Here is a 23,064-nt window from a genome sequence, read left to right on the forward strand (position 1 = left end):
ATGGATACTCTGCGGCAGCTGCCGGCCCTGGTCGCTCTCGAGCGGATCCCGGTTCCGGTGCTCGCGATCGCCGACGACGGCACCATCTTGTTCGCCAACACCGGGTTCGCCGCCATGCTGGGCTACACCCAGGAAGAGGTGCTGGCCCTGGAGTTCCGACAGATCTTCGGTCAGGTTCCGCCGGCTGAGGAATCCGCGCTGTCGGTGATGCACTCCCTGGCCAATCTCGTTGTTTCCCTGGAACATCGGGACGGCTCGACGGTGCGCGCCCTGATGAGCAAGTCAGCGCTCGAACGTGCCGACGACCGGGTTGCGCTCGCGACGTTCCAAGACCTCACCGAGCAGCTGTGGCTGGAGGAGCGCTAGCGCCGTCAGGGTTCGACGGCTGATCCGCCGTCACTGCCGTTCTGATAGCGCAGCGCGTCGCGGGCCAGAAACTGCCGAAAATACGGCAGCGAGTCGGCCACCACGATCGCGGGCAGCAGCGTCTCCCACATCCGGGTGACCCGGCCGATGCTGTCACCTGCGTAGTGCGTCATGAGCCACGTCCCGAGCATCGCCGAGGTGATCGACTCGGCAACTTGGCGGGCATCGAGTTCCTCGCACAGGTCGCCCTCGGCGATTGCTCGCGCGGTCTGATCGGCGACGGCGTCTGCCCATTCGCCGCCGACCTCAGCCCCCAATTCGTTGGATTCGGCCAGCGCGAAGACCAGGTGACCCGCGGCGCGCGCCTCCTTGTCGACGGACAGCACCTCCGTGACCGCGAACATGCCGTGGATCATCCCCTCCAATGCGGGCGACGACGGCTGGCACATGCTCCGGAATGTGGTCAAGACGGTGGCGAAACCGCCCTCGATGATGGCCGTGACCAACGAGTCCATCGAGTCGAAATGGTGGTAGAGCGCCCCCTTGGTCACCCCGGCCCGCTCGATGATCGCGGTTCGCCCGGCGGCGACGTATCCGGCCTCGCCGAATACGTCGATGGCCGCATCGAGCAGCTTGCGGCGGGTCGCCTCGGACCGGACCTGGCGCGCCATCAGCCAACCTCGCTGTCGGGTGCCGCTGACTTCGCTCCCGCCGATGTGGTCTTGACTGCCAACGCAGTACGGCGCCGTACGAACTGAACGAAATAGTCGATGCGATCGGCAGGCACCACACTGGGCAGCACAACCGACCAGATCCGCTCCAGCTCCCGCAGGAACTGTTCGGGCTCATCGAGATTGCCCGCCTGCCGCAGACCCAGATACAGCGCCACCATCATCCGGGCCACATCGTGCGGGTCGCGGTCGAGGACATCGCCTTCGGCGATGGCCCGCTCGGTCACCACGCTCAACGCCTGAATCGCGTTGTTGAGCACGGTGGCCTGCAGCCCCTCAGCACCGCCGACCACGGGGAGCAGATGCAGCATCGCCCGGGCACTGTCACTGGTGAGGTCCTCGACCGCCATGAGGTAGCCCACGTCCAGCATCGTCTCCAGGCCAGAAAGCTTGCGGTCCACCAAACCCCGGATCGCAGTGCCGGTCCTCGCGAGTTGTTCGTCGATGACAGCCAAGGCAAGCGCATGCTTAGATCGAAAATGGAAATACATCGCGCCCTTGGTCAATTCCGCTTCAGACAGAATGTCGTCCAGGCCGACGTCGTGAAAGGGCCGCTGGGCGAACTGATGCGCAGCGGCACGGATGATCTGCTGACGCGTCGCATCGGCGCGCCGGTCGGTCGACTCAGCCAACGCGTGATCTCAGCCTCGTCGCTGACCAGCAGTCGTACCACACCCGGGTTACGGTATCAGTCGAATGCCGAAGGTGACTCATTTCTATACTTGAAATCGTCATTCACCTCTGATGACATTCGGAAAACGTCAATTCTGTGGCGCCAGATTGCATTCGGTCTGCTTGGGCCTGTCGCGTCGGCGCTGACTGCTGTCCGAGCTAGTCGGCGGGCATGGCGAACGCGACGAACTGGGTGACCTCGCGCGGCGAGAAGTTGTCGTCACTGACCAGCACTACCGTCTGCCGGCCATCGGACAGACGCGGCCCCAGCGTCAGCCCCTCGATGTTGTCCAGCGGGTCCAGCCCGGGCGTGTCGGACAGGTCGGCCAACAATGTCTTGGCCATCGGAGTCACGGCCACGCCGGCGAGCGCCGGCATATCGAGCACATCGGTGGCGCCGGCGATCTCGGCGCGAAACAGCCGCACCGTCGGACGATCGCTGAACGCACGCTCGATCACCAGGAACGCGGTGTCCGACAGTGCCACCAGGTCGGTGAGACCGTTGGTTCTGGCCGGTCCGGTGGCGGGCTCCAGCGGGTAGGCGTACTGCGCGACCGGTGCGCCAGGGCCCTCGTCGGAATCGAGCCGGTAGGCGGTGACGCGGGTCAGCGCGCCGTGGACGCGATCCGGCAGCGGTCCGTCGTCATAGCCCGGGCCTTCCATAGCGGCGAACAGCATCCGCCCGTCGGCGGTCACCGTCAGGCCTTCGAGGGTGGTATTGCGGCGCGGCCCGGTGGGCTCCGCCGACATCGCCAGCTGCGGCGGGATGGGAAACCGACCGAGGTAGCTGCCGTCGAGCCCGGCGGTCCGCACCCACGGGTCGGCCAGCACCGCACCGCGCGGGCCGTCGGTTCGCCGCTCCCCCTCCGACGACCAATACAACCGCTGCCGGCCGGAATCGAACGCGATGCCTTCGGGGTCGGGCGGGATGACCGGCGGCGTTGCATCGAAGGCCTGGGGCCCAAACGGGCGCCCGCCCTCGTCCAGCAGCGGATGCATGGCGCTGATCGCCACGTCATCGACGCCGCGGTCGGACACCGAGAGCCGCACGGTGTAGAACCGGGCCGGTCCTTTGGCCGACCGGTCGTCGCTGATCACGTAGTAGCAGTCGCGGCCGGGGTCGTAACTGATTCCGGACAGGCCGCCCACGACGGTGCCGGCAAACGTGCTGTTCGACGCCAGTTGAGCTTGGCCGAGGTACTGCAGTCCGGTGGTCGCCGCCGGGGTATCGCACGGTGCGCAACCCGCAAGTGCGGCGCCGCCGGCGAGCAGCACACCGCATAGCGCCGGCAGCCGACTGCGCTTCCCACCCACATCCGTAATCTAAACCCGGTTTATCGGCGGCCCCGCCTGGATACGGTGGGTGAGGTGACCACTTCCGATGCCCTGCGCGACACTTTGGACGGCCGCTGGCGGACGGTGAAAAACCAGGTCCGGGCCACTCTGTGCGATGAGAAATTCCGTCCGCACTACACGCCGAACACGGTGATCGCCCGAGCCAAAGTCGCCGAGCAACTCAAGATCATGGCCGGATCCGGCGTGGCGGCCGACAGTTTCCGCAAGGAACACGGCGGCACCGGCGATGTCGGCGCGGCAATCACCATGATCGAGATGCTGGCGATGTCGGACCTGTCGCTGATGGTCAAGGCCGGAGTGCAGTGGGGGCTGTTCGGCGGGGCCGTGGAGAACCTCGGCACCGAGCGCCACCATCGCGCCTACGTCGAGAAGGTCATCGACCTCGACCTCCTAGGGTGCTTCGCGATGACCGAGACCGGCCACGGCAGCGACGTGCAGTCGCTGGAGACCACCGCCACCTACGACCCCGCCACCCAGGAATTCGTCATTGACTCCGCCACCGGCTCGGCACGCAAGGACTACATCGGCGGCGCCGCCGAAACCGCGGCCGTCGCAGCGGTTTTCGCCCAGCTCATCACCGGCAACGAGAACCACGGCGTGCACTGCTTCCTGGTACCGATCCGCGACGCGCAGGGCAACGACCTGCCCGGTGTCGCCACCTCGGACTGCCACTACAAGGGTGGCCTACCCGGGGTGGACAACGGGCGCATTGTCTTCGACCACGTCCGGATCCCACGGGAGAACTTGCTGAATCGCTACGGCGAGGTGGATCCCGACGGCAACTATCGGTCGCCGATCGAGAGCGACGGTCGGCGGTTCTTCACCATGATCGGCACCCTGATCCGCGGGCGGGTCTCGGTGGGCGGCAGCGCGGGTGCGGCCGCCCGGGTCGCACTGGATATCGCCACCCGATATGCGTTGCAGCGCAGGCAGTTCAGCGCACCGAGCGACGACGGGGCCGAACGCGAGGTGCTGATCATGGATTATCTGGTGCACCAACGCCGGCTTTTCCCGCTGATTGCCCGCTCCTATGCGCTGCAGTTCGCCCAGAACGAGCTGGTGGGCCGCTGCCATGATCTGCAGACCGCGGATGAGCCCGACGCCGAGGAACAGCGGGAGCTGGAGGCACGAGCCGCCGGACTGAAGGCAGCCAATACTTGGCACGCCTCCCGCGCCATCCAGGAGGCGCGAGAGGCGTGCGGCGGCGCCGGGTACATGGCCGAGAATCGGCTGATCGCCCTGCGCGCCGACATCGACGTGTTCACCACCTTCGAGGGCGACAACCACGTGCTGACGCAACTGGTTGCCAAGCAGCTGCTGACCACGTACGCCGATGACATCGCCGATATGAGTCCGGTCGGGTGGGTGCGGTTCGCGGCCGAAGCCGTCGGGGATCGGGTGCTCAAACGCACTGCGGCCGAGACGATCATCCAGACCATCGTGGACGCCAGGCAGGACAGTGAGGAGGAGGGCAGCCTGTTCAACCGGGGCACCCAGGTGCACATGTTCGAAGATCGCGAGGAGTATCTGCTGACCTCGGTGGCACGGCGGCTCAGAGGCAAGGCCCAGGACATGAGCGACTTCGACGCCTTCAACGCGGTCCAGGACCACATGCTGCATGCGGCCACCGCTCACATCGACCGAGTCGTGTTGGAGGCGTTCGTCGCCGGAATCGACTCCTGCCAGGATCCCGAGGCCCGCGATCTGCTGGAGCTGGTGTGCGACCTGTACGCGCTCAGCGTCATCGAGGACGACAAGGCCTGGTACATCGAGCACCGGTATCTGTCCACCGATCGGGCCAAGGCGGTCACCCGCGGGATCAACGACCGGTGCCGAAAGTTGCGCCCACACGCGCAGACCCTGATCGACGGGTTCGGCATCCCCGAACAACTGCGGTACGCCGAAATGCTGCATCCGGAACACTTGTCGCTACCGCCCGCCGGTGCGTCCACCGGGTAGCCGTCTTTATAGGCTGTCTGGACCCCAGACCGAACAAAGGAGTACCTCTCATGGCGTGGTTCCTCGCCCTGAATGCCACCCCCACCAAAGGCGTGCAAGCGCCTACCTATGAGCTGCACGAGACCGCCGATCTCGAGCGGATCACCGAGGAGATGGCCACCTTCGCGGCCACCGACCGGGCCGTAGCGGTTCCGGCCGTCTTCAACAACGGCCGCCAGCAGGTCACCGTGTATGTGCGTCCGGCCGCCTGGGGCGCGTGGGCGATCTACGAGCTCAGCGAAGAAGAACGCCGCGAAATGATGGCCAACAACCCGCTGGTCAACGCGCTCGCCCAGGCCCGTGCCGCCAAGCAGCAGGGAGCGCAGCAACAACAGGTGCCTGGGATGTTCGCACCGCAGCAGCCGCCTTCGCAGGCGGGTCCGTCAGTGATTCCCCGGCTGGACTAACGCCGGTTTCAAACGTGGCTCCCCCGGGTGGACTCGAACCACCAACCCTCCGGTTAACAGCCGAATGCTCTGCCAATTGAGCTACAGGGGATTGCTGTCCTCGCGGACTTGCAAGACTCTAGCGCATACCCAAATCACCGCCGTGCAACGGGGGTCGCACCCGGCCCCCGTTGCACCGCGTGAGGCAGGATGGAAGCACTGCATCGACTGTTCTAAGGGGCCGCATTGATCGGGTATGTCGTGGTGATGGGGGTCGGCTACGTGATGGGCACCAAAGCCGGCCGCCGCCGCTACGAGCAGATTGTCGGCACCTATCACGCGGTGACCAGTAGTCCGGTCGCCAAGGCGCTGATCGACAAGGGACGGCGCAGCATCGCCGACCGGATCCATCCCGATCCGACGATGGTGACGCTGACCGAACTCGAGGACGGCATCACGGTGGTGCGACCGGAAGAACCGGACGACGACCCGCAGCGGTGAGCCGTCAGCGCGCCGGGGCACGCACTGCCATCAGGCGGTCAGATCGTCGCCGCTGGCCTGCTCCAGCAGACTGCGCCGGTAGGCCTCCATGGCGACCAGGTCGCCGAAGAGCGCGTGGTATTCGTCGCTGTGCTCCACCGGCGACATGCGCTGCAATTTGGACTTGACCTCGGCGATCTGTCGGCCCACCCACACCTCTTGCAGCCGGGCCAGCACCCCGCCGATATAGCGCGGCAGCTTGTCCTCGTCGACGCAGACGGCCTCCACGCTCAGCTCGTGGATCAGCGCGGTGGTCAGTGACGAGGGCGTCTGCTCGCGCACTGTTTCGATCCACTGTGCACCGCCGGCGCCGGCCACTCCCGCGGTCCCCCCGGCTGCATCGATCGCAGCGCGCACCGCGGCATAACCGGGGTGGGTGAAACTCTCCACCGTCAAGGTGTCGAACACCGGCCCGGCCAACGCCGGGAACTGCAGTGCCGCCTTTAGTGCCTCGCGCTGCGGCCACAACGTCGGATCGGCCGGGTTAGGACGTGCGACCGCCGGTTGTTCGGCGGGTTTGGCAGCTGACGGAGCCGCCTGTCGTTCCCTGGCCGGTCCGGTGCCCCTGGTGTCGCCCTTGGCCTCGTTCCTGGCCTGTGCACGCACCCGGCCGATCACCTGTGCGACGTCGTCCCAGCCCACCCAGCCGGCCAGCTGACGCGCGTACTCGTCGCGCAGCGTCGGGTCCTTGATCTGGGCGACCATCGGCACGCAGCGGCGCAGCGCGGAGACTCGGCCCTCGGCCGTGTCCAGGTCCATTTCGGTGAGGGCGGTGCGCACCGCAAACTCGAACAGCGGGGTACGGCGTGCCACCAGGTCACGCAGCGCCTCGTCGCCGTGCGCCAGACGCAGATCACACGGGTCCATGCCGTCGGCGGCGACCGCGACGAAGGACTGACCGGCCAGCTGTTGCTCACCTTCGAGCGCCTTGACCGCGGCGGCGCGGCCCGCCGCGTCACCGTCGAAGACGTAGATCAGTTCGCCCCGAAAGAACTTGTCGTCCATCATCAGTCGGCGCAGCATCGCAAGGTGCTCATCACCGAACGCGGTACCGCACGAGGCGACCGCGGTGGTGACACCTGCCAGATGCATCGCCATGACATCGGTGTACCCCTCGACGACGATGGCCTGGTGTCCACGGGCAATGTCGCGTTTGGCCAGGTCGAGACCGAACAGCACGTTGGACTTCTTGTAGAGCGTGGTCTCCGGGGTGTTGACGTACTTGGCCTCCATCGGGTCGTCATCGAACAACCGGCGGGCGCCGAACCCGATCACCTCCCCCGCCGACGAACGGATCGGCCACAGCAGCCGGCGGTGGAATCGGTCCATCGGGCCGCGGCGCCCTTCCCGGGACAGTCCCGCAGCCTCCAGTTCCTTGAACTCGAAGCCCTTGCGCAGCAGGTGTTTGGTCAGGCCGTCCCACCCGGACGGGGCGAAACCACAGCCGAAGCGTTCGGCGGCCGCGGCATCGAAGTTTCGCTCGGTGAGATACTTTCGCGCCGGTGCGGCCTCGGGGGTGCTCAGTGCCGCGGCGTAGAACTCCGCGGCCGCCGTGTTGGCGGCGATCAGCCGGCTGCGGCCACCGCGCTCGCGTTGGATGTTGGTCGCCGACGCACCGGTGTAGGTGATGGTGTGGCCGACCCGGTCAGCCAGCAGTTCCACCGCCTCGACGAAGCTGGCGTGCTCGATCTTCTGCACGAAGGCGTAGACGTCGCCACCCTCCCCGCAACCGAAGCAATGGAAGAGGCCGTGGTTGGGCCGGACGTGGAAGGACGGCGACTTCTCATTGTGAAACGGGCACAGACCCTTCAGCGAGTCCGCGCCGGCGCGCCTGAGCTGCACATAGTCACCGACCACGTCCTCGATTCGGACACGTTCGCGGATGGCGGCGATGTCGCGATCGGAGATACGGCCTGGCACTGGGTCAGTCTAGAGCGCGCCCTGCGCCTAGCCCCCTGATGCCGGCACTGCCCATGCTTTAATGACGGGTCAACTGCTGCGTCAGGGGCGTAAATGAACTCGAAACGGGTCTGGTTGGTGACCCTTGTCGCCGTCGCCGTGCTCGCCGCGGCCGCGGTGACGACCTGGCTGGTGCTGCCCGACCGGTCCCGTGGTGCGGCCGGTGTGAGCGGCGAGACCGTCAAGCAGGTGCTGCTCAACGGCACCGAGCTGACCGCCATGCTGGATCAGCCCTTCACCACTGTCACCGGCCCGCCGTCCTACGGCGGCTTGGAGGCCATGGACGACTCAGCGACCCCCGGCGACTGCGTCGGGGTCTTGGACGTCGCGCAGCGCAGCGTGTACGCGTCGGCCCCGGTCCAGAGCTACGCGCGTGAGACGTGGATCGACTCCGCGCCCACCCGCGACGGCTTCAAGCCGCTCGACACCCGGGTGATGTTCGTCAAGGAGGCCGTGGTCGCCCTGCCCACCGCCGCGGACGCCCGGCAGCTGTTCGACAAGTTCACCGAGCAGTGGAAGCACTGCGACGGACAACCGGTCAACGCGGCCGACCCGGACACCGCCGGATCCCCGCACCTTCCGGGCACCGAGATGCACATCACCGACGTGCGGGTCACTGACGATGTGCTGGCCGCGTCGATCGTCCTCGACAAGAGCCCCAAGGCACCCGACACCCGCGCCATCGGCCTGCAGGACAACTGCATCGTCGGAGTTCTGATCGCCTTCACCGGAACCGAGAACGCCAGTGGCTCCGGTGACCCGCAGACCAGCAGCACCGATGTCGTGCGGGCCATGATGGACAAGGTCGCCAAGCTCGGCTGAGTTCACCCGCGGTGCTCGCAAGCGCGGCGAAGCCGGGTGCAGCCGGGGCGCCGCTGTGTCACTAGCCCGCGACCAGGCGTTCCAGCCGCCCCTCGGTGCACGATGCGATCTGGTCGACGATCACCCGCAGCCGCGCACCATCGTCGGCCGCGGCGGTGAACGCCGGAATGAAGAGCGGGTCCAGACTGTCCGGTGCCGTGGCGAGCAGCCGATGCGCGACCTCGTGCACCTGCTCGCGCTGAGCGGCCTGAATCCTGCGATGCTGATCCGACGAAATGATGAACTGCACCGCAAGGGTTTTCAGTACGGCCACTTCGGCTCGCACCAGTTCGGGCACCGCGAGGTCTGCCTGGTAGCGGGTCAGCGGCCCGGGACCGGCGACAGCGTGGGTGGCGGTGATCGCCGCGGAGGCGAAGCGCCCGACGAGCTCACTGGTCAACCGTTTGAGTGCCACCGACGCCGACAGGGTCGCGTCGTAATCACCCACGGCGGCCACCACCGGCAATTCGGTGAGTCGGCGAGCCGCCCCAGCCAGATCGTGCACCCCGTCGGGGTCGCCCAGACGCGTCAGCTCGGCCACGGTCGACGCATCGGCGAGTACCCGCAGATCGATCCGACCTGAAATGACGCCGTCTTCAACGTCATGCACCGAGTAGGCGACGTCGTCGGCCCAATCCATGATCTGCGACTCCAGGCAGACCCGCCCCTCCGGAGCCCCGCGACGCATCCATTCGGCGGCCGCCCGGTCGTCGTCGTAGAAGCCGAACTTGGTCCGTACCGAGCCGTCCGCCGCGCGACGGCGCCACGGATATTTGGTGACCGCGTCGAGCGCCGCCCGGCTCAGATTCAGCCCCGCACTGGCACCGTCAGGCGCCAGGACCTTGGGCTCCAAACTGGTCAGGATTCGAAAATTCTGCGCATTTCCCTCGAATCCACCACAGCTCGAGGCGATTTCGTTGAGCGCCTGCTCACCGTTGTGACCGTAGGGCGGGTGGCCGATGTCGTGGGCCAACCCGGCCAGGTCCACCAGATCAGGGTCGCAGCCGAGTCCGATCGCCATCCCCCGCCCGATCTGCGCCACCTCCAGCGAGTGGGTCAGCCGGGTACGCGGGGTATCGCCGTCGCGGGGGCCGACGACCTGAGTCTTGTCGGCCAGCCGACGCAGCGCAGCGCTGTGCAGCACCCTGGCCCGGTCGCGGGCGAAATCGGTGCGATATTGGCCGCCGGTTCCGGGCAGGCCGGCGGTTTTCGACGGCTCCGCCACCACGCGGTCGCGGTCGTGCGCGTCGTAGCTGTCGCAGGAGTTTGTGGCCACCGCCGCCAGTCTATTTTGACCCCGGCCGGGACCGTGACACGCCGGGCCGAAGTTCGGCACCCAACCCGGCGGAACCGGGTGAGCCGGTCGCAGAATTGGCGTCGATCGCCCCCGGATCGCATATAGATTTACCGGCATGCGCATCCCCCGCCTGGCCAGCGCCGCCCTAGCGTTTCTGATCGCAGTGCTGCTGGTAGCTCCAAGCGCTGCGGCGCAGCCTGCGCTGCGTCTGCCCACCTTGATCACCGACAGCGCCGGGGCGCTCTCGCAATCGGAGCGCGCCGGGGTGCAGGACGCGATCGACAAGCTTTATGCCGACCGGCACATTCGGCTGTGGGTGGTCTACGTCGACGTGTTCTCCGGGCAGACCGCCGAGGACTGGGGCCGCAGCACGGCGCGGCTCAGCGATCTGGGCAGCAACGACGCCTTGCTCGCGGTAGCCACCGCCGACCGCAGCTACGCCTTCCTGGTGTCCAACGGTATCTCCGAGATCAGCTCGGGCAAGGTCGACGCGTTGCGGCGCAACCAGATCGAACCGGCCCTGCACCTGGGCAACTGGGCCGGCGCAGCCTCAGCTGCCGCCACCGGACTCGATGCCGCCGCCGCACCCACCGAGGTCAGCTGGGCACCGATCCTGCTCGCCCTGGCCGCGGTGGCGGCCGCCGGCCTGGTGTTGCTGCTGGTGGTTCGTCACCTGCGGCGCCGGCGCCACGCCGCGGCATTGGCGGCGGCCCGGCGAGTCGACCCGACCGATCCCAACGCGCTCACCGACGTGCCGGTGTTCGCCCTGGACGCCCTGTCGCGAGAGAAAGTAGTCGAGGTCGACAACGCGGTGCGCACCAGCGCCAACGAACTGGAGCTGGCCGTCGAGGAATTCGGCGACGAGCGCACCCGGCCGTTCGCGCAGGCCGTCGCCTCGGCCAAGGCGGCCATGGAACACGCCTTCACCGTTCGCCAGCAACTCGACGACGACATCCCCGAGACGCCGGCCCAACAGCGCGATCTGCTGACCGGGGTGATCGTCACCGCCTCCAAGGCAGACCGCGAACTGGAGACCCAGCGCGCCGCGTTCGAGCAGTTGCGGGATCTGGTGCTGGGCGCCGCCGACCGCCTCAACACATTGACCCAGCAACTGGTCGAGCTGACCGGCCGCATTCCGGCCTCCGAGCAGCGCCTAGTCCAATTGCATACCGAGTTCGACGCCACCGCGCTCAGTTCGGTGTCCGGCAACGTCAAGACCGCACAGGACCGGGCCGCCTTCGCCGAACGCAACATCACCCGGGCGCGCAGCCTGGCCGACCACCCGGTGACCGGCGGACAGAGCGACCTGGTGGATGCGGTGCGTGCCGCCGAGTCGGGGCTGGGCCAGGGCCGGGCGCTGCTCGACGCGGTGGACAACGCCGCCAGCGACATCCGCCACGCGGTCGCCACCCTGCCTGCGAGCATCGCCGACGCCGAGGCCGGCATCGCCCAAGCCGCCGCCCAGCTACAACGCGGAGTCGGCACACACAAGTCCGAGCTGACCGCCGCCCGCGACACCGTGGTCAAGGCCGTCGCCACCGCCCGCACCACCGGAGATCCCCTGGGGGCCTTCACCGCGCTGATCAAGGCCGACGCCGACCTGGACCAGCTGTTGGACACCGTGGCCGAAGAACGCGCAGCCGCCGAGCGGTTGGCCCGCACGCTCGAGCAGGCCCTGTTCACGGCGTCGTCGCGCATTCGCGCGGTGTCCGAATACATCGACACCCGTCGCGGCAGCGTGGGCCCGGAGGCGCGCACCCGGCTGGCCGAGGCACGGCGCCGCCTCGACGCCGCCAACGACAAACGCGCCACCGATGTCGCCGGAGCCATCACCCAGGCCAACGGCGCGGCCACCCTGGCCGCCGCGGCGCAGTCGCTGGCCAAGGCCGACGTACAGGACGCGCAGCGGGCCTACTACGGGCGTTACGGCAATGATCCCCGCGGCGGCAACGACACCGGCGCCATGCTGGGCGGCATCATCATCGGCAACATCCTCTCCGGTGGTGGCGGCGGCTTCGGCGGTGGCGGCGGAGGGGGCGGTTGGAGTCCGACCTCGTTCGGCGGCTCCTCGTCGGGGGGAGGATTCTTCGGCGGCGGTGGCCGGTTCTAGTCTGCTGGTGAACCTATGTTGGATCTGATCAATGTCGCCTTGGTGGCGGCCCTGGCGGCGTGCGGATACGCGTTGTGGGCGCGCCGTCACACCTGGGGCTCACGCTGGGACGCCAATCCCTCGCGCGTCCTGGTTCTCATCGTCTGCGCGGGTCTGCTGATGTCCCCGTTGGGTCCAACACTTTTCGACCCGCTCGTCTACCGGGTGTTCGGACTGTGGAATGTCGCCGGCCTGCTGGCGGTGCTCTGCATGTTCGGCGCGGTGGCGGCGATGTTCGAGCACCTGACCACGCGGTTGGCCGACGACGATCACGCCAGGCTGCTCAAGCGGCGCCACATCATGATGCCGCTGAAACTGGGCCTGCCGCTGATAGTCATCGTGTTCTGCATAGCCGATCGCGGGCAACCCGGGTATCTGGATGTCTTCGCACCCCGAGGTCCGTGGTTCGGGGTGTACTGGGCGCTGATCGGCGCCTTGGCGCTCTATCTGTTCGGGTTCACCGGGCGGGTGCTGCTGGCCCTGCGCGGTGATCCGCGCTCGGCGGCTTCCGCGCAGTACTACCTGGTGTGGGTCGTCTTCAAAGTCGCGGCGATCCTCGCGCAGTTGACCAGCGTGCTGCTCGGCAGTGCGGTCACGTTGCCCACCTGGATTTTCGCGGGCGTGAGCACCATGGCATTCGCCTACGCATCCGAGCTTTCTTGGCGCGCACGAACCGACTGGTTCAAGCCCTTCAGGTCGATATCCCCCGAAGCCGCCGGCGACTGACCGCGCTCAGCACGCCGGCGCTGTTCGGCACTGCTCAGACACCACAGCGAAAGTGCCCGCACGCCAAAGGCCTGCGGGCACTTTCACACCACGAGGTGTCAGGGGGCGTCGGCTGCTCCAGTCGCACCCTGCTGGCCGTCCGGTCCGGCCGTACCGGCCGTACCGTCGGTCGCCGTGCTGTTGCCGGTCGCCGTCGCCTTGCCACCGGCGCCAGCGGCACCGCCCTGTCCGCCGGCCCCTCCGGTCGCGCCGCCGGTGCCTCCGGTCCCTCCGTTGCCACCGGCACCGCCGTCGCCGCCGTCACCCGCGGTCGAGACGCCACCCGAACCGTGGGTGGTGGAGTCGCCACCAATACCACCGGCACCGCCCCTGCCGCCGCTACCTCCCGCAGTACCTGCTGCACCTGTTGCACCCTCGGCGCCAACGCCGCCGGTACCACCGTCACCGGCGGTCGCGGTGCCCCCGGCGCCGTTGGCCCGGGCTTCGCCACCGGCACCACCGTCACCGCCGGTCCCGGCGATAAGGCCCTGCCCGCCGGTACCGCCGGTCCCGCCGTCACCGCCGTTGGCGACGCCCTGGGAGCCGTTGGATGTGGCCTCGCCACCGGCACCACCGACCCCGCCGGTGCCGCCGTGTCCGTTCTCGGCTACACCACCGGTACCACCCTCACCGCCGTTGCCGCCGGTCGAGTCACCGCTGAAGCCGTTGGAGGTGCCTTCACCGCCGGCACCGCCTGCGCCGCCGGCGCCGCCTTCACCGCCGTTGCCGATTGGTGCGGCCGAGTTACCGCCAGTCCCGCCGACGCCACCGTTACCGCCGGTGACAGTGCCGCTGGCCCCGTTAGCAGTCCCCGCGCCGCCGGCACCACCGGCACCACCCGCACCGCCGTTGCCGAAGACCGAAGCGATGGCGTCGCCGCCGACACCACCGGCGCCACCGTTGGAGCCGACCGCGGTGCCGTCGACGCCGTTGGCCGTAGCCAGATACCCGGCGCCGCCGGCACCTCCGACCCCGCCGTCGCCCATGACCGTGCCGCCGGTGCCGCCGGCACCGCCGATACCACCGTCCACGCCGGCCACGGTGGAATCCCAACCGTCACCGCCCGCGCCGCCGTTACCAAAGAACCCGGCGGCACCACCGTCACCACCAGCCACGCCTTGCATAGTGGAGTCCCAGCCGTCGCCGCCGTCGCCGAACCACAGTCCGCCGGCGCCGCCGTCGGGGTCGGTCTCGGTGCCGTCGACCCCATTGCAGATCAGGCCGCACGCACCATCGAGACTGTCTACGCCGTTCATCTGCACATAAGCCACGTTGATGGCGTCGTTGATCTGCTGGCCCAGGTCACTGGTGATCCAGGCCTCCATGGCGGTGTGCCACGGCGCGTACATCCACTGCTCGATCACACTCGCGGGGTCGAGCGCGGGGTTGGCCAGCAACAGTTGGTCCCAGAAAGGCGAATCGCCGAAAACGCCGTCGACCCCGGAGGTGTCCGCCGCCACGCCCGCGACATCGCTGGGTTCGAACATGTCCAACAGCCAGTCGAACCCGTCGGCATGCGCGTCCGCCGCAGCGCCCAATGGAGCCATCCCGAATGCCAAGAATGCGGCCGCCGTGCTCCCCACCCCGACCACACGACGGCGCGCCCTCGCGCCAAGTGAATGTTGATGCTCCGCGCTGCGTTCACTGATAGCCATCTACCTACCTCCCAGGTGTGGACTAGCACTTGACTTTCAGAAAGCCATTACGAGATACAGACTTTCATAAGTTAATGCCGAACACGACAGCGCATCAACCTAAAGCGTCGGACTCTCAGGAGGCGCGAAACCCAAACACTCTCGGGGGCAAACCAGCGGCGGACCGCACCGAATGCGGTTGCGAGAGGTCAACCCACGGCGATTCGCCACGGAAGACCCCGGCCAGCAACGGCTCAGAGCCTGCGAGCAGCGCTCAGCAGCCCTTGAGGCGCACGGCCAGGTAGTCGGAGACCGCGTCGATGGCCACCCGCTCCTGAGACATCGTGTCGCGCTCACGCACCGTGACGGCGTGGTCTTCGAGCGAGTCGAAGTCGACCGTGATGCAGAACGGGGTACCGATCTCGTCCTGGCGCCGGTAACGCCGGCCGACCGCGCCGGCGTCGTCGAACTCCACGTTCCAGGACTGGCGCAACTCGGCGGCCAGGTCCCGGGCCTTCGGCGACAGGTCGGCATTGCGCGACAGCGGCAGCACGGCGGCCTTGACCGGTGCAAGCCGCGGGTCGAGCCGCAGCACCGTGCGCTTGTCCACCCCGCCCTTGGCGTTGGGGGCTTCGTCCTCGTGGTACGAGTCCACCAGGAAGGCCATCAGCGAGCGGGTCAGGCCGGCTGCCGGCTCGATCACGTAGGGCACGTAGCGGGTGTCGGATGCTTGGTCGTAGAACGACAGGTCCACACCGGAATGCTCCGAATGCGTGGTCAAGTCGAAGTTGGTGCGGTTGGCGATGCCCTCCAGCTCACCCCACGGGTTGCCGGTGAAACCGAACTTGTACTCGATGTCGGTGGTGCCGGCCGAGTAGTGCGACAGCTTCTCGAGCGGGTGTTCGTAGAGGCGCAGGTTCTCCGGATTGATGCCCAGGTCGATGTACCACTGCAGGCGCGCGTCGATCCAGTACTTGTGCCACTCGGGCGCGGTGGACGGCTCGACGAAGAACTCCATCTCCATCTGCTCGAACTCACGGGTCCGGAAGATGAAGTTGCCGGGGGTGATCTCGTTGCGGAAGCTCTTGCCGATCTGGCCGATTCCGAACGGCGGCTTGCGACGCGCCGTGGTCACCACGTTGGCGAAGTTGACGAAGATGCCCTGCGCAGTTTCGGGCCGCAGGTAGTGCAGGCCCTCTTCGGACTCGATCGGACCCAGGTAGGTCTTGAGCATCATGTTGAAGTCACGGGGCTCGGTCCACTCCCCCTTGGTACCGCAGTCCGGGCAGGAGATCTCGCTCATCGGCACGTCATCGGGGTTGCCACCCTTTTTCAGTGCCACCGCTTCCTGCATGTGATCCTGCCGGTGCCGCTTGTGGCAGTTGAGGCACTCCACCAGCGGGTCGTTGAACACCGCGACGTGCCCGGAGGCCACCCACACCTGACGCGGCAGGATGATCGCGCTGTCCAGGCCGACGACGTCGTCGCGGGACGTCACGACGGAGCGCCACCACTGTCGCTTGATGTTCTCCTTGAGTTCCACCCCGAGTGGGCCGTAGTCCCACGCCGACTTTGTGCCGCCGTAGATTTCGCCCGACTGGAAGACCAGGCCACGTCGCTTGGCCAGGTTGGCAACGGTGTCGATGATGGACGCCACGAGGGGGTGCACTCCTGTCTTGACGGGACCGCGCCGGCAACGCCGACACGCAAAACATCAGTCATCGTATCGATACCGCCGGGGTTCTTTGACATGCGTCATCACGCATGGAACAGTGGGTGCCAAGTGAAAACGATTTCCAATGCGTGCGGAGGTGATGCTGTGCCCTCCTCAGTGTCGGGTCTGGTGGCCGACGGCCACCAACACAGCGGTCCTGCCTTCCCCGCGACACCGCCGCGGGAGATCCTCGACGCCGCGGGGGAATTGCTGCGCGCCCTGGCCGCCCCGGTGCGCATCGCGATCGTGTTGCAGCTGCAGGAGTCGCACCGCTGCGTGCACGAACTCGTCGACGCGCTGGGAGTCCCCCAGCCGCTCGTCAGTCAGCACCTGAAGATCCTCAAGGCAGCAGGGGTGGTCGCCGGGGAACGTTCCGGCCGCGAAGTGCTCTACCGGCTGGCCGATCATCACTTGGCGCACATCGCCATCGACGCAGTGGCCCATGCCGGTGAGGACCGTTGACCGCCCCCGGCGTGCGCTCCACCCGGCAACGGGCGGCGATCTCGGCGTTGCTGGAGACCGTCGACGATTTCCGGTCGGCGCAAGAGCTGCACGACGCCCTGCGCGAACGCGGCGAGAACATCGGTTTGACCACCGTCTATCGCACGTTGCAGGCGATGGCAACGGCCGGACAGGTCGACACACTGCGATCCGACACCGGCGAATCGGTGTACCGGCGGTGCTCGGAGCACCACCACCACCACCTGGTGTGTCGGGACTGCGGGGCGACCGTCGAAGTGGGCGACCGCGAAGTCGAGGAGTGGGCCGCCCGCATCGCCGCCGAGCACGACTACTCCGACGTCGGCCACACCATCGAGATCTTCGGCACCTGCGCCGACTGCCGGAAGTGATCGCCGCACGCCTTAGGCGCTGAGTACGTCCCGGATGTCGACACCTTTGGTCAGCACCAGCAGGACCAGCGTGCGCAGCGCGTCGTCGGTCAGGCCCGATCCGGGAAAGTTGTAGCGCAGCATCACATCTGCGGACTCGGCATCCTTCTCGACCAGCGTGACGGTCCCGAGCTGGCTGAGACTCGCCTGTTCGGCGGCGCGCTTGCGCAGCGCCTTGGTCAGCGGCAGATCCCACCCGAGGATCTGAGTGAGCGACACCAGCTCGAGGTCCTCGGCGATCGGCACCACCCGCAACGACGCCAGTGTGCCATCGTGCCGCACAGTCAGCGCGCCGTCGGGCTCGGCATCAACGGTCAGCACCTCGGCGAGCACCGTGGCGAGGCGGTCGGCCAGGGCTGCCATCATGCCGTTCCGAACCGGCGCTGCCGCGAGGCGTACTGCTCGCAGGCCTGCCACAGATCGCGGCGGTCGTAGTCCGGCCACAGCTTCTCTTGGAAGATGTACTCCGCGTAGGCCGCCTGCCAGAGCATGAAGTTGGATGACCGCTGCTCCCCCGAGGTACGGATCAGCAAGTCGACATCGGGCATGTCGGGCCGATGCAGATGCCGCGCGATGGTGGCCTCGTTGATCCGGCTCGGGTTGAGCTTGCCCGCCACCGCCTCCTGCGCGATGGCCTGGGCGGCTTCGGCGATCTCGGTGCGCCCACCGTAGTTGACGCAGTAATTGATGGTGATGACGTCGTTGCCGACGGTCATCGCTTCGGCGATCTCGAATTCTTTGATGACACTGCGCCACATCTTCGGCCGCGAACCCACCCAGCGCATCCGCACGCCCATCGCGTTGAGGTTCTCCCGACGTCGACGGACCACCTCGCGGTTGAAGCCCATCAGGAAGCGGACCTCTTCGGCGGAGCGCTTCCAGTTCTCGGTCGAGAACGCGTACACCGTCAGCCACTTGATACCGAGTTCGATGGCGCCGCAGGTGATGTCGATCAACACCGCCTCGCCCATCTTGTGCCCCTCGGTGCGACCCAACCCGCGCTGGGTCGCCCAGCGGCCATTGCCGTCCATGACGACGGCAACGTGGTTGGGTAGCGCGTCTGCGGGAATCTGCGGGGCGACGGCCTTGGAGGTGTGCTGTGGGGGCCGGCACGGCCCCCCGCCCGGCGGCGACGGCAGCTGCGGGAAGATCACCGGCCAGGTGGACTTGTCCGGGAACACCGGATAGTCCTCGGGTGCCGCGGGCAATTGTGGGAAGGCAACCTTCCGATTGACCCGATTCAACACCATGCGCCCTATCCTGCCCGACCGGACCGGCGCCGCCCGCGGCGACCATGTGGTCGCCGCGGCGGCTTACCGGCTGTACCTGCGATCAGGAACCGGCACTCAGATCGATCGCGACGAAGTCCAGACGCCACAGCGACTGGAACAGCTTGCGACCGAACTTCTCCAGGTCCGCGGCGCTCCCGCGGGCCGGGCCGGCGGCCTGCGCCAGGTCCGCAGCGATCTGACGAATGCTACGACGCCCGTCGATGCTCTGGACGAACGGCAGCTGGGCCGGGTTCAGCGGCATACGCCAGCCCGAACGGAAGATCTCGTTGCCGTTCAGGCCACACTTCCAGCGGAACAGCGGCACGTAGTCGAGGCTCTCCGGCGAGGAGAAATCGATCGTGTAGCTGCTCTTGGGCCGCTCGGGCCGAGTGGCGATGAAGAAGTGCCGCGCATTGAGGGTGTGGATGCGCTCCATCACCGACCAGATCTTCTCCTCCGGCAGCGCGTTCACCTTGTCGTAGAAGCCGCCGGACGCCACCGCCACATCGTGGGCGTAGTACGGCGCCTTGAGCAGCCAGCCCTGGAAGTCCAGCCCGGCCGAATTGGCCAGATCGATGCAGCCGTCGACGTCGTAGCTCTTCGCCCGACCGTGCAAGAACGTATCCACCAGACCCGAGTCCGAGGCCAGGTCACCGGCGATCCGCAGGTACGGCTGGACCGGGTGGTCCTGCGACAGCAGTCGGATGGCCTGGCGAACCGTCTGGATCGAGTCGTCGCTCTGCTCCAGCCCCAGGTCCTGGAAGACCGACTCCAGGATTTCGATACCGATCCGGCCATAGCGCGCGTAGAGCATGATGCCGGCGACGCCGTCGGGCCGCAGCTGGTCCGCGATCGCCTTCATGCCGACCTTGGGGTCTGCCATGTGGTGCAGCACGCCCGTCGAGATCGCCAGGTCGAAGTCCCGGCCGAGCGTGGACAGCTCTTCGATCGGCAGCTGGTGCAGCTCCAAGTTCCACAGGCCGTGCTTGTCCTTGAGGTACTGCTGGTGGCCCAGCGACGACGCGCTGATGTCGACGGCCACCACTTTGGCCTGCGGGTTGTTGTAGGCGAAGACCGCCGCCTGGTTGGTGCCGCAGCCCGCGATCAGAATGTCGAGGTCGGGGCGGTACTCACGATCCGGCCACAGCACCCGGTGTGCGTGGCTCGGGTCGAACCACTCCCAGTTCCCGGCCGACCATGCCTGCAGGTCGTGGATGGGCGGCGGGTAGGTCCACCGCTCGTACTGCCGGGAGACGACGTCTGCGCGTGGATTCTCGGTCACTTCTTTGTGGCTCCTTGTCAAGTTGCCCCCCGCCGGATCGGATCAGACTTTAGCGGGGGCTGTTTATGCCGGCGCGCTGGGAGGCGACTCCGAGTGGAGCGCCCAGTGCACCGAAACGATCGGTTGCGGCTGATTCAGCCGGCACTCCCGGGCTGACCGGGCTGACCGGGCTGGCCCGGCTTTCCGCCCGGGCCGGGCGCACCGCCCAGACCGCCGGCACCACCCTCGCCGGGCTGGCCACCGGGGCCCGCCGCGCCGCCGGCGCCACCAGCGCCGCCGGCACCGCCGTGGCCGCCATGGCCACCCTGGCCGCCGGCGCCGCCCTTACCGCCGGCACCGCCCTTACCGCCCTGGCCACCTTTACCGCCCTGGCCGCCCTTGCCGCCTTGGCCACCCAGGCCACCGGCGCCCGGGGCGCCGTCCGCGCCGGGGGCACCATCAGCACCATCAGCGCCATCGGCACCGTCAGCTCCGGGGCCGTTCATCGGCAGCGGCGCCGTAATCCCGGCAGCCGGACCGGGTTCGGCGGCCCGCGCGCAGGAAGCCACGGCCGGGATCATTCCCACGACGAGTAGCGCTCCGGCCGCCGCACCGATACCGGCTCCGAATCCCGGTGTCGTTCTGTGCGCCCAGCGCCCCCACCCGGTGTCGTGAAACATTCGGCCTGCCTTCCTGATTGAACCTAGGGATCGTGAAGTCGCATCAGCCTACCGCCGACACTGGCAAAGTCCACCGAAACGGACGCAATCCCCAGGTCGGTACCCGGGGGGATCAGCCGTCGCTGCCGGTGGCCTGAGGCTGAACTTCAGCCTCGGCCTCGACGTCGCGCCCGGCCGGCCGCTGCTGGACCCGCTCCACCAACGGCAACGTCCGCAGCCGCCGCTCCAGGTGCCACTGCAGATGCGCGGCCACCAAGCCACTGGCATGGCTGCGATGCGCCGCCGTGGAAATCTCAGCGGCCTCCCAGTCGCCGTCGTGCAGCGCCGACATCAGATCCAGCACACCCATCGGCGGGGTGGTCGCCCCAGCCGGGCGACAGTGCCCGCAGACGCTGCCACCGGCCGCGACGTGAAATGCCCGATGCGGGCCTGGGGTGGCGCAACGGGCGCACTCAGTCAGCGCCGGCGCCCACCCGGCCACCGACATGGCACGCAGCAGATAGGCGTCCAGCACCAGCTCGCGGGGGCGTCGGCCATCGGCCACCGCGCGCAGCGCACCGACGGTGAGCCGGTGCAACGCCGTCGCCGGGGCCCGCTCGGCACCGGCCAGGCGTTCCGCGGTCTCCAAGATCACGCAGGCGCAGGTATAGCGGCCGTAGTCGCTGACGATGTCGGTGGCGAACGCGTCCACCGACACCACCTGGGTGACGATGTCGAGGTTGCGGCCAGGATGCAGCTGAACATCGATGTGGGCGAACGGCTCCAGCCGGGCACCGAACTTGCTGCGGGTACGGCGCACCCCCTTGGCCACCGCGCGGACCAGCCCGTGGTCGCGGGTGAGCAAAGTGACGATCCGGTCGGCTTCGCCGAGCTTGTGCTGGCGCAGCACCACCGCCCGGTCCCGGTACAGCCGCATCGGACCAGTTTCGCATCGCGAGGGGGTGTTTCGAGAACACCCACCGGCGTGGCACGCCGATACTCTCTTCACCGATGACCCACCCGCCCGCGGCGTCTGGCACCCGCTTCCCCACCCTCACCGAGCAGCTCTACCAGCTGGCCAGCGGCGAGACGACCTCCGTCGACCTGGTGCGTCGGGCGCTGCACGCCATCGACGCCAGCCAGTCCACACTGAACGCCTTCCGGGTGGTATTCACCGAGTCGGCGCTGCTCAGCGCCGCCGAAGCCGACCGGCGTCGGGCCGCAGGCCACCGGGCCCCGCTGCTGGGCCTCCCGATCGCGATCAAAGACGACACCGATATCGCGGGTGTGGCCACCTCGTTCGGCGCCTCCGGATATATCGAACCCGCCGGCCACGACGCCGAGGTGGTGCGCCGACTGCGGGCGGCGGGCGCGGTGATCGTCGGCAAGACCAACACCTGCGAGTTGGGCCAGTGGCCGTTCACCAGCGGCCCGGGATTCGGCCACACCCGCAATCCCTGGTCCCGCCGGCACACCCCCGGCGGGTCATCCGGGGGCAGCGCCGCCGCGGTGGCCGCGGGCCTGGTCGCCGCGGCCATCGGATCCGACGGAGCCGGCAGCGTGCGCATCCCCGCCGCGTGGACGCACCTGGTCGGCATCAAGCCACAGCGCGGCCGCATCTCCACCTGGCCGCAGCCGGAGGCATTCAATGGCCTCACCGTCAACGGCGTACTGGCCCGCACCGTGGAGGACGCGGCGCTGGTGCTGGACGCGGTGTCCGGCAATGCCGACGGAGACCTGCACAAGCCACCGCCGATGACGGTCTCGGACTATGTGCGGACGGCTCCGGGGCAACTGCGAATAGCGCTGTCGACCCAGTTCCCCTACACCGGATTCCCAGCTCGGCTGGATCCGGAGATCAGGGCGGCGCTGGAACGTACCGCCGAGCAGCTGCGGTTGCTCGGGCACACCGTGGTTCCGGGCAACCCCGACTACGGGATGCGACTGTCGTGGAATTTCCTGTCCCGGTCCACCGCCGGAGTGCTGGCCGCCGCCAACGGCCTCGGCAGCGCCGTCAACCTCGACCAGCGGACCTTGGCCAACATGCGCACCGGCCGGCTGCTCTCGCAGGCTGTGCTGCGCAAAGCCCGTGCCCACGAGTCCAAGGATCAGCGCCGGGTGGGCTCGATCTTCCGCATCGTCGACGTGGTTCTGGCGCCCACCACCGCCCAGCCGCCACCGCTGGTGCACACCTTCGACGACCTGGGCAGCTGGGAGACCGATCGCGCGATGATCGCGGCCTGCCCGGTGACCTGGCCATGGAACCTGCTGGGTTGGCCGTCGATCAGTGTGCCGGCCGGGTTCACCTCCGAGGGGCTGCCGATCGGAGTGCAGTTGATGGGCCCGGCCAACAGCGAAGGGCTGTTGGTGTCACTGGCCGCTGAGCTGGAGGGCATCAACGGCTGGGCGGCCCGGCAACCCACGCCGTGGTGGCGTACCGAGCCCGGACACGGCTCATAAGCGCCCCAGAACGCCGCTAGCTGCGACTTCAGCGGGTCGCGCGGAGGTCGGCTAAGCTTGGCCAGTCTTGACTTAGGTCTTCATATCCCCGTAAA

Annotated in this window: 22 protein-coding genes and 1 tRNA gene; 10 read left to right on the top strand and 13 right to left on the bottom strand. The window is 68.0% G+C overall.

The features are described 5' to 3' along the window. On the top strand, window positions 1-366 hold the full coding sequence (locus tag ACJH5R_RS11220) for a PAS domain-containing protein (RefSeq protein ID WP_406758212.1): 366 nt from the start codon (window positions 1-3) through the stop codon (window positions 364-366). Window positions 367-371: 5 nt separating this feature from the next. Here the strand turns inward: ACJH5R_RS11220 and ACJH5R_RS11225 are convergent, their stop codons facing one another. The 3 genes from ACJH5R_RS11225 to ACJH5R_RS11235 all read right to left on the bottom strand — a co-directional run bounded on the left by ACJH5R_RS11225 (window position 372) and on the right by ACJH5R_RS11235 (window position 3,083). Further along, window positions 372-1,037 carry a TetR family transcriptional regulator gene (locus tag ACJH5R_RS11225; protein WP_406758211.1) on the bottom strand — a complete coding sequence of 222 codons (666 nt, stop codon included), beginning with the start codon at window positions 1,035-1,037 and terminating at the stop codon, window positions 372-374. Next, window positions 1,037-1,729 carry a TetR family transcriptional regulator gene (locus tag ACJH5R_RS11230; RefSeq protein WP_406781957.1) on the bottom strand — a complete coding sequence of 231 codons (693 nt, stop codon included), beginning with the start codon at window positions 1,727-1,729 and terminating at the stop codon, window positions 1,037-1,039. The genes ACJH5R_RS11225 and ACJH5R_RS11230 overlap by 1 nt, the downstream gene beginning before the upstream one ends. Before the next feature lie 199 nt (window positions 1,730-1,928). Continuing rightward, a complete protein-coding gene (locus tag ACJH5R_RS11235; RefSeq protein ID WP_406758626.1) occupies window positions 1,929-3,083 on the bottom strand; it encodes an esterase-like activity of phytase family protein in 1,155 nt (384 codons plus the stop codon). Between the two features lie 54 nt (window positions 3,084-3,137). On the opposite strand from ACJH5R_RS11235, the gene ACJH5R_RS11240 reads away from it, so the two are divergent. After that, entirely contained in the window at window positions 3,138-5,084 is a 1,947-nt protein-coding gene (locus ACJH5R_RS11240; protein WP_406758625.1) for an acyl-CoA dehydrogenase, read from the top strand. Between the two features lie 50 nt (window positions 5,085-5,134). Continuing rightward, entirely contained in the window at window positions 5,135-5,530 is a 396-nt protein-coding gene (locus ACJH5R_RS11245; RefSeq protein WP_406758624.1) for a hypothetical protein, read from the top strand. 15 nt (window positions 5,531-5,545) lie between these two features. Here ACJH5R_RS11245 and ACJH5R_RS11250 read toward each other — a convergent pair. Next, window positions 5,546-5,621, bottom strand: a tRNA-Asn gene (locus tag ACJH5R_RS11250). 134 nt (window positions 5,622-5,755) lie between these two features. Here ACJH5R_RS11250 and ACJH5R_RS11255 point away from each other — a divergent pair. After that, window positions 5,756-6,010: a hypothetical protein gene (locus ACJH5R_RS11255; protein WP_067971485.1), complete on the top strand. Its 255-nt coding sequence runs from the start codon at window positions 5,756-5,758 to the stop codon at window positions 6,008-6,010. A gap of 30 nt (window positions 6,011-6,040) precedes the next feature. Here the strand turns inward: ACJH5R_RS11255 and dnaG are convergent, their stop codons facing one another. Next, on the bottom strand, window positions 6,041-7,969 hold the full coding sequence (gene dnaG / locus ACJH5R_RS11260; RefSeq protein ID WP_406758623.1) for a DNA primase: 1,929 nt from the start codon (window positions 7,967-7,969) through the stop codon (window positions 6,041-6,043). 93 nt (window positions 7,970-8,062) lie between these two features. Here dnaG and ACJH5R_RS11265 point away from each other — a divergent pair, with 93 nt between their 5' ends. Further along, window positions 8,063-8,830, top strand: coding sequence for a sensor domain-containing protein (locus tag ACJH5R_RS11265; protein WP_406758622.1), 768 nt, complete (start codon window positions 8,063-8,065; stop codon window positions 8,828-8,830). A gap of 61 nt (window positions 8,831-8,891) precedes the next feature. Here ACJH5R_RS11265 and ACJH5R_RS11270 read toward each other — a convergent pair whose 3' ends face one another. Continuing rightward, window positions 8,892-10,145 carry a deoxyguanosinetriphosphate triphosphohydrolase gene (locus ACJH5R_RS11270; protein ID WP_406758621.1) on the bottom strand — a complete coding sequence of 418 codons (1,254 nt, stop codon included), beginning with the start codon at window positions 10,143-10,145 and terminating at the stop codon, window positions 8,892-8,894. 136 nt (window positions 10,146-10,281) lie between these two features. On the opposite strand from ACJH5R_RS11270, the gene ACJH5R_RS11275 reads away from it, so the two are divergent. Together ACJH5R_RS11275 and ACJH5R_RS11280 are read left to right on the top strand one after the other, a co-directional pair. Next, on the top strand, window positions 10,282-12,276 hold the full coding sequence (locus ACJH5R_RS11275) for a TPM domain-containing protein (protein ID WP_406758620.1): 1,995 nt from the start codon (window positions 10,282-10,284) through the stop codon (window positions 12,274-12,276). A gap of 15 nt (window positions 12,277-12,291) precedes the next feature. Beyond that, complete coding sequence (locus ACJH5R_RS11280) at window positions 12,292-13,041, top strand: hypothetical protein (RefSeq protein ID WP_406758619.1); 750 nt, start codon at window positions 12,292-12,294, stop codon at window positions 13,039-13,041. A gap of 98 nt (window positions 13,042-13,139) precedes the next feature. Here ACJH5R_RS11280 and ACJH5R_RS11285 read toward each other — a convergent pair whose 3' ends face one another. Beyond that, entirely contained in the window at window positions 13,140-14,663 is a 1,524-nt protein-coding gene (locus tag ACJH5R_RS11285; protein WP_406758618.1) for a PGRS repeat-containing protein, read from the bottom strand. Between the two features lie 325 nt (window positions 14,664-14,988). Next, window positions 14,989-16,383, bottom strand: a complete 1,395-nt coding sequence (locus ACJH5R_RS11290; RefSeq protein ID WP_406758617.1) for a glycine--tRNA ligase — start codon at window positions 16,381-16,383, stop codon at window positions 14,989-14,991. A gap of 150 nt (window positions 16,384-16,533) precedes the next feature. Here ACJH5R_RS11290 and ACJH5R_RS11295 point away from each other — a divergent pair, with 150 nt between their 5' ends. Both ACJH5R_RS11295 and ACJH5R_RS11300 read left to right on the top strand, forming a co-directional pair. Continuing rightward, window positions 16,534-16,890, top strand: coding sequence for an ArsR/SmtB family transcription factor (locus tag ACJH5R_RS11295; protein WP_406758616.1), 357 nt, complete (start codon window positions 16,534-16,536; stop codon window positions 16,888-16,890). Then, a complete protein-coding gene (locus tag ACJH5R_RS11300) occupies window positions 16,887-17,279 on the top strand; it encodes a Fur family transcriptional regulator (protein ID WP_406758615.1) in 393 nt (130 codons plus the stop codon). Before ACJH5R_RS11295 ends, ACJH5R_RS11300 begins: the two co-directional genes overlap by 4 nt. A gap of 12 nt (window positions 17,280-17,291) precedes the next feature. Here the strand turns inward: ACJH5R_RS11300 and ACJH5R_RS11305 are convergent, their stop codons facing one another. The 5 genes from ACJH5R_RS11305 to recO form a co-directional block, all read right to left on the bottom strand. Then, window positions 17,292-17,681: a hypothetical protein gene (locus ACJH5R_RS11305; protein ID WP_406758614.1), complete on the bottom strand. Its 390-nt coding sequence runs from the start codon at window positions 17,679-17,681 to the stop codon at window positions 17,292-17,294. Further along, on the bottom strand, window positions 17,681-18,568 hold the full coding sequence (locus tag ACJH5R_RS11310; protein WP_406758613.1) for a decaprenyl diphosphate synthase: 888 nt from the start codon (window positions 18,566-18,568) through the stop codon (window positions 17,681-17,683). Before ACJH5R_RS11310 ends, ACJH5R_RS11305 begins: the two co-directional genes overlap by 1 nt. Window positions 18,569-18,650: 82 nt before the next feature. Then, window positions 18,651-19,871 carry a class I SAM-dependent methyltransferase gene (locus ACJH5R_RS11315; protein WP_406758612.1) on the bottom strand — a complete coding sequence of 407 codons (1,221 nt, stop codon included), beginning with the start codon at window positions 19,869-19,871 and terminating at the stop codon, window positions 18,651-18,653. Between the two features lie 134 nt (window positions 19,872-20,005). Then, the gene (locus ACJH5R_RS11320) at window positions 20,006-20,530 is read right to left on the bottom strand and encodes a hypothetical protein (protein ID WP_406758611.1); all 525 of its coding nucleotides are present in this window, start codon (window positions 20,528-20,530) and stop codon (window positions 20,006-20,008) included. A gap of 112 nt (window positions 20,531-20,642) precedes the next feature. Further along, a complete protein-coding gene (gene recO / locus ACJH5R_RS11325) occupies window positions 20,643-21,446 on the bottom strand; it encodes a DNA repair protein RecO (protein WP_406758610.1) in 804 nt (267 codons plus the stop codon). A gap of 74 nt (window positions 21,447-21,520) precedes the next feature. Here recO and ACJH5R_RS11330 point away from each other — a divergent pair, with 74 nt between their 5' ends. Then, window positions 21,521-22,969 carry an amidase gene (locus tag ACJH5R_RS11330; RefSeq protein WP_406758609.1) on the top strand — a complete coding sequence of 483 codons (1,449 nt, stop codon included), beginning with the start codon at window positions 21,521-21,523 and terminating at the stop codon, window positions 22,967-22,969. The last annotated feature ends 95 nt before the right edge of the window (window positions 22,970-23,064 follow it).

This window comes from Mycobacterium sp. SMC-19, assembly GCF_045310815.1.
Classification (GTDB): domain Bacteria; phylum Actinomycetota; class Actinomycetes; order Mycobacteriales; family Mycobacteriaceae; genus Mycobacterium.

Coding starts and splice junctions, on each gene's coding strand:
- ACJH5R_RS11305 (WP_406758614.1), bottom strand. CDS start 17,681: ATGGCAGCCCTGGCCGACCGCCTCGCCACGGTGCTCGCCGAGGTGCTG.
- ACJH5R_RS11225 (WP_406758211.1), bottom strand. CDS start 1,037: ATGGCGCGCCAGGTCCGGTCCGAGGCGACCCGCCGCAAGCTGCTCGAT.
- ACJH5R_RS11220 (WP_406758212.1), top strand. CDS start 1: ATGGATACTCTGCGGCAGCTGCCGGCCCTGGTCGCTCTCGAGCGGATC.
- recO (WP_406758610.1), bottom strand. CDS start 21,446: ATGCGGCTGTACCGGGACCGGGCGGTGGTGCTGCGCCAGCACAAGCTC.
- ACJH5R_RS11310 (WP_406758613.1), bottom strand. CDS start 18,568: ATGGTGTTGAATCGGGTCAATCGGAAGGTTGCCTTCCCACAATTGCCC.
- ACJH5R_RS11245 (WP_406758624.1), top strand. CDS start 5,135: ATGGCGTGGTTCCTCGCCCTGAATGCCACCCCCACCAAAGGCGTGCAA.
- ACJH5R_RS11275 (WP_406758620.1), top strand. CDS start 10,282: ATGCGCATCCCCCGCCTGGCCAGCGCCGCCCTAGCGTTTCTGATCGCA.
- ACJH5R_RS11280 (WP_406758619.1), top strand. CDS start 12,292: ATGTTGGATCTGATCAATGTCGCCTTGGTGGCGGCCCTGGCGGCGTGC.
- ACJH5R_RS11265 (WP_406758622.1), top strand. CDS start 8,063: ATGAACTCGAAACGGGTCTGGTTGGTGACCCTTGTCGCCGTCGCCGTG.
- ACJH5R_RS11320 (WP_406758611.1), bottom strand. CDS start 20,530: ATGTTTCACGACACCGGGTGGGGGCGCTGGGCGCACAGAACGACACCG.
- ACJH5R_RS11330 (WP_406758609.1), top strand. CDS start 21,521: ATGACCCACCCGCCCGCGGCGTCTGGCACCCGCTTCCCCACCCTCACC.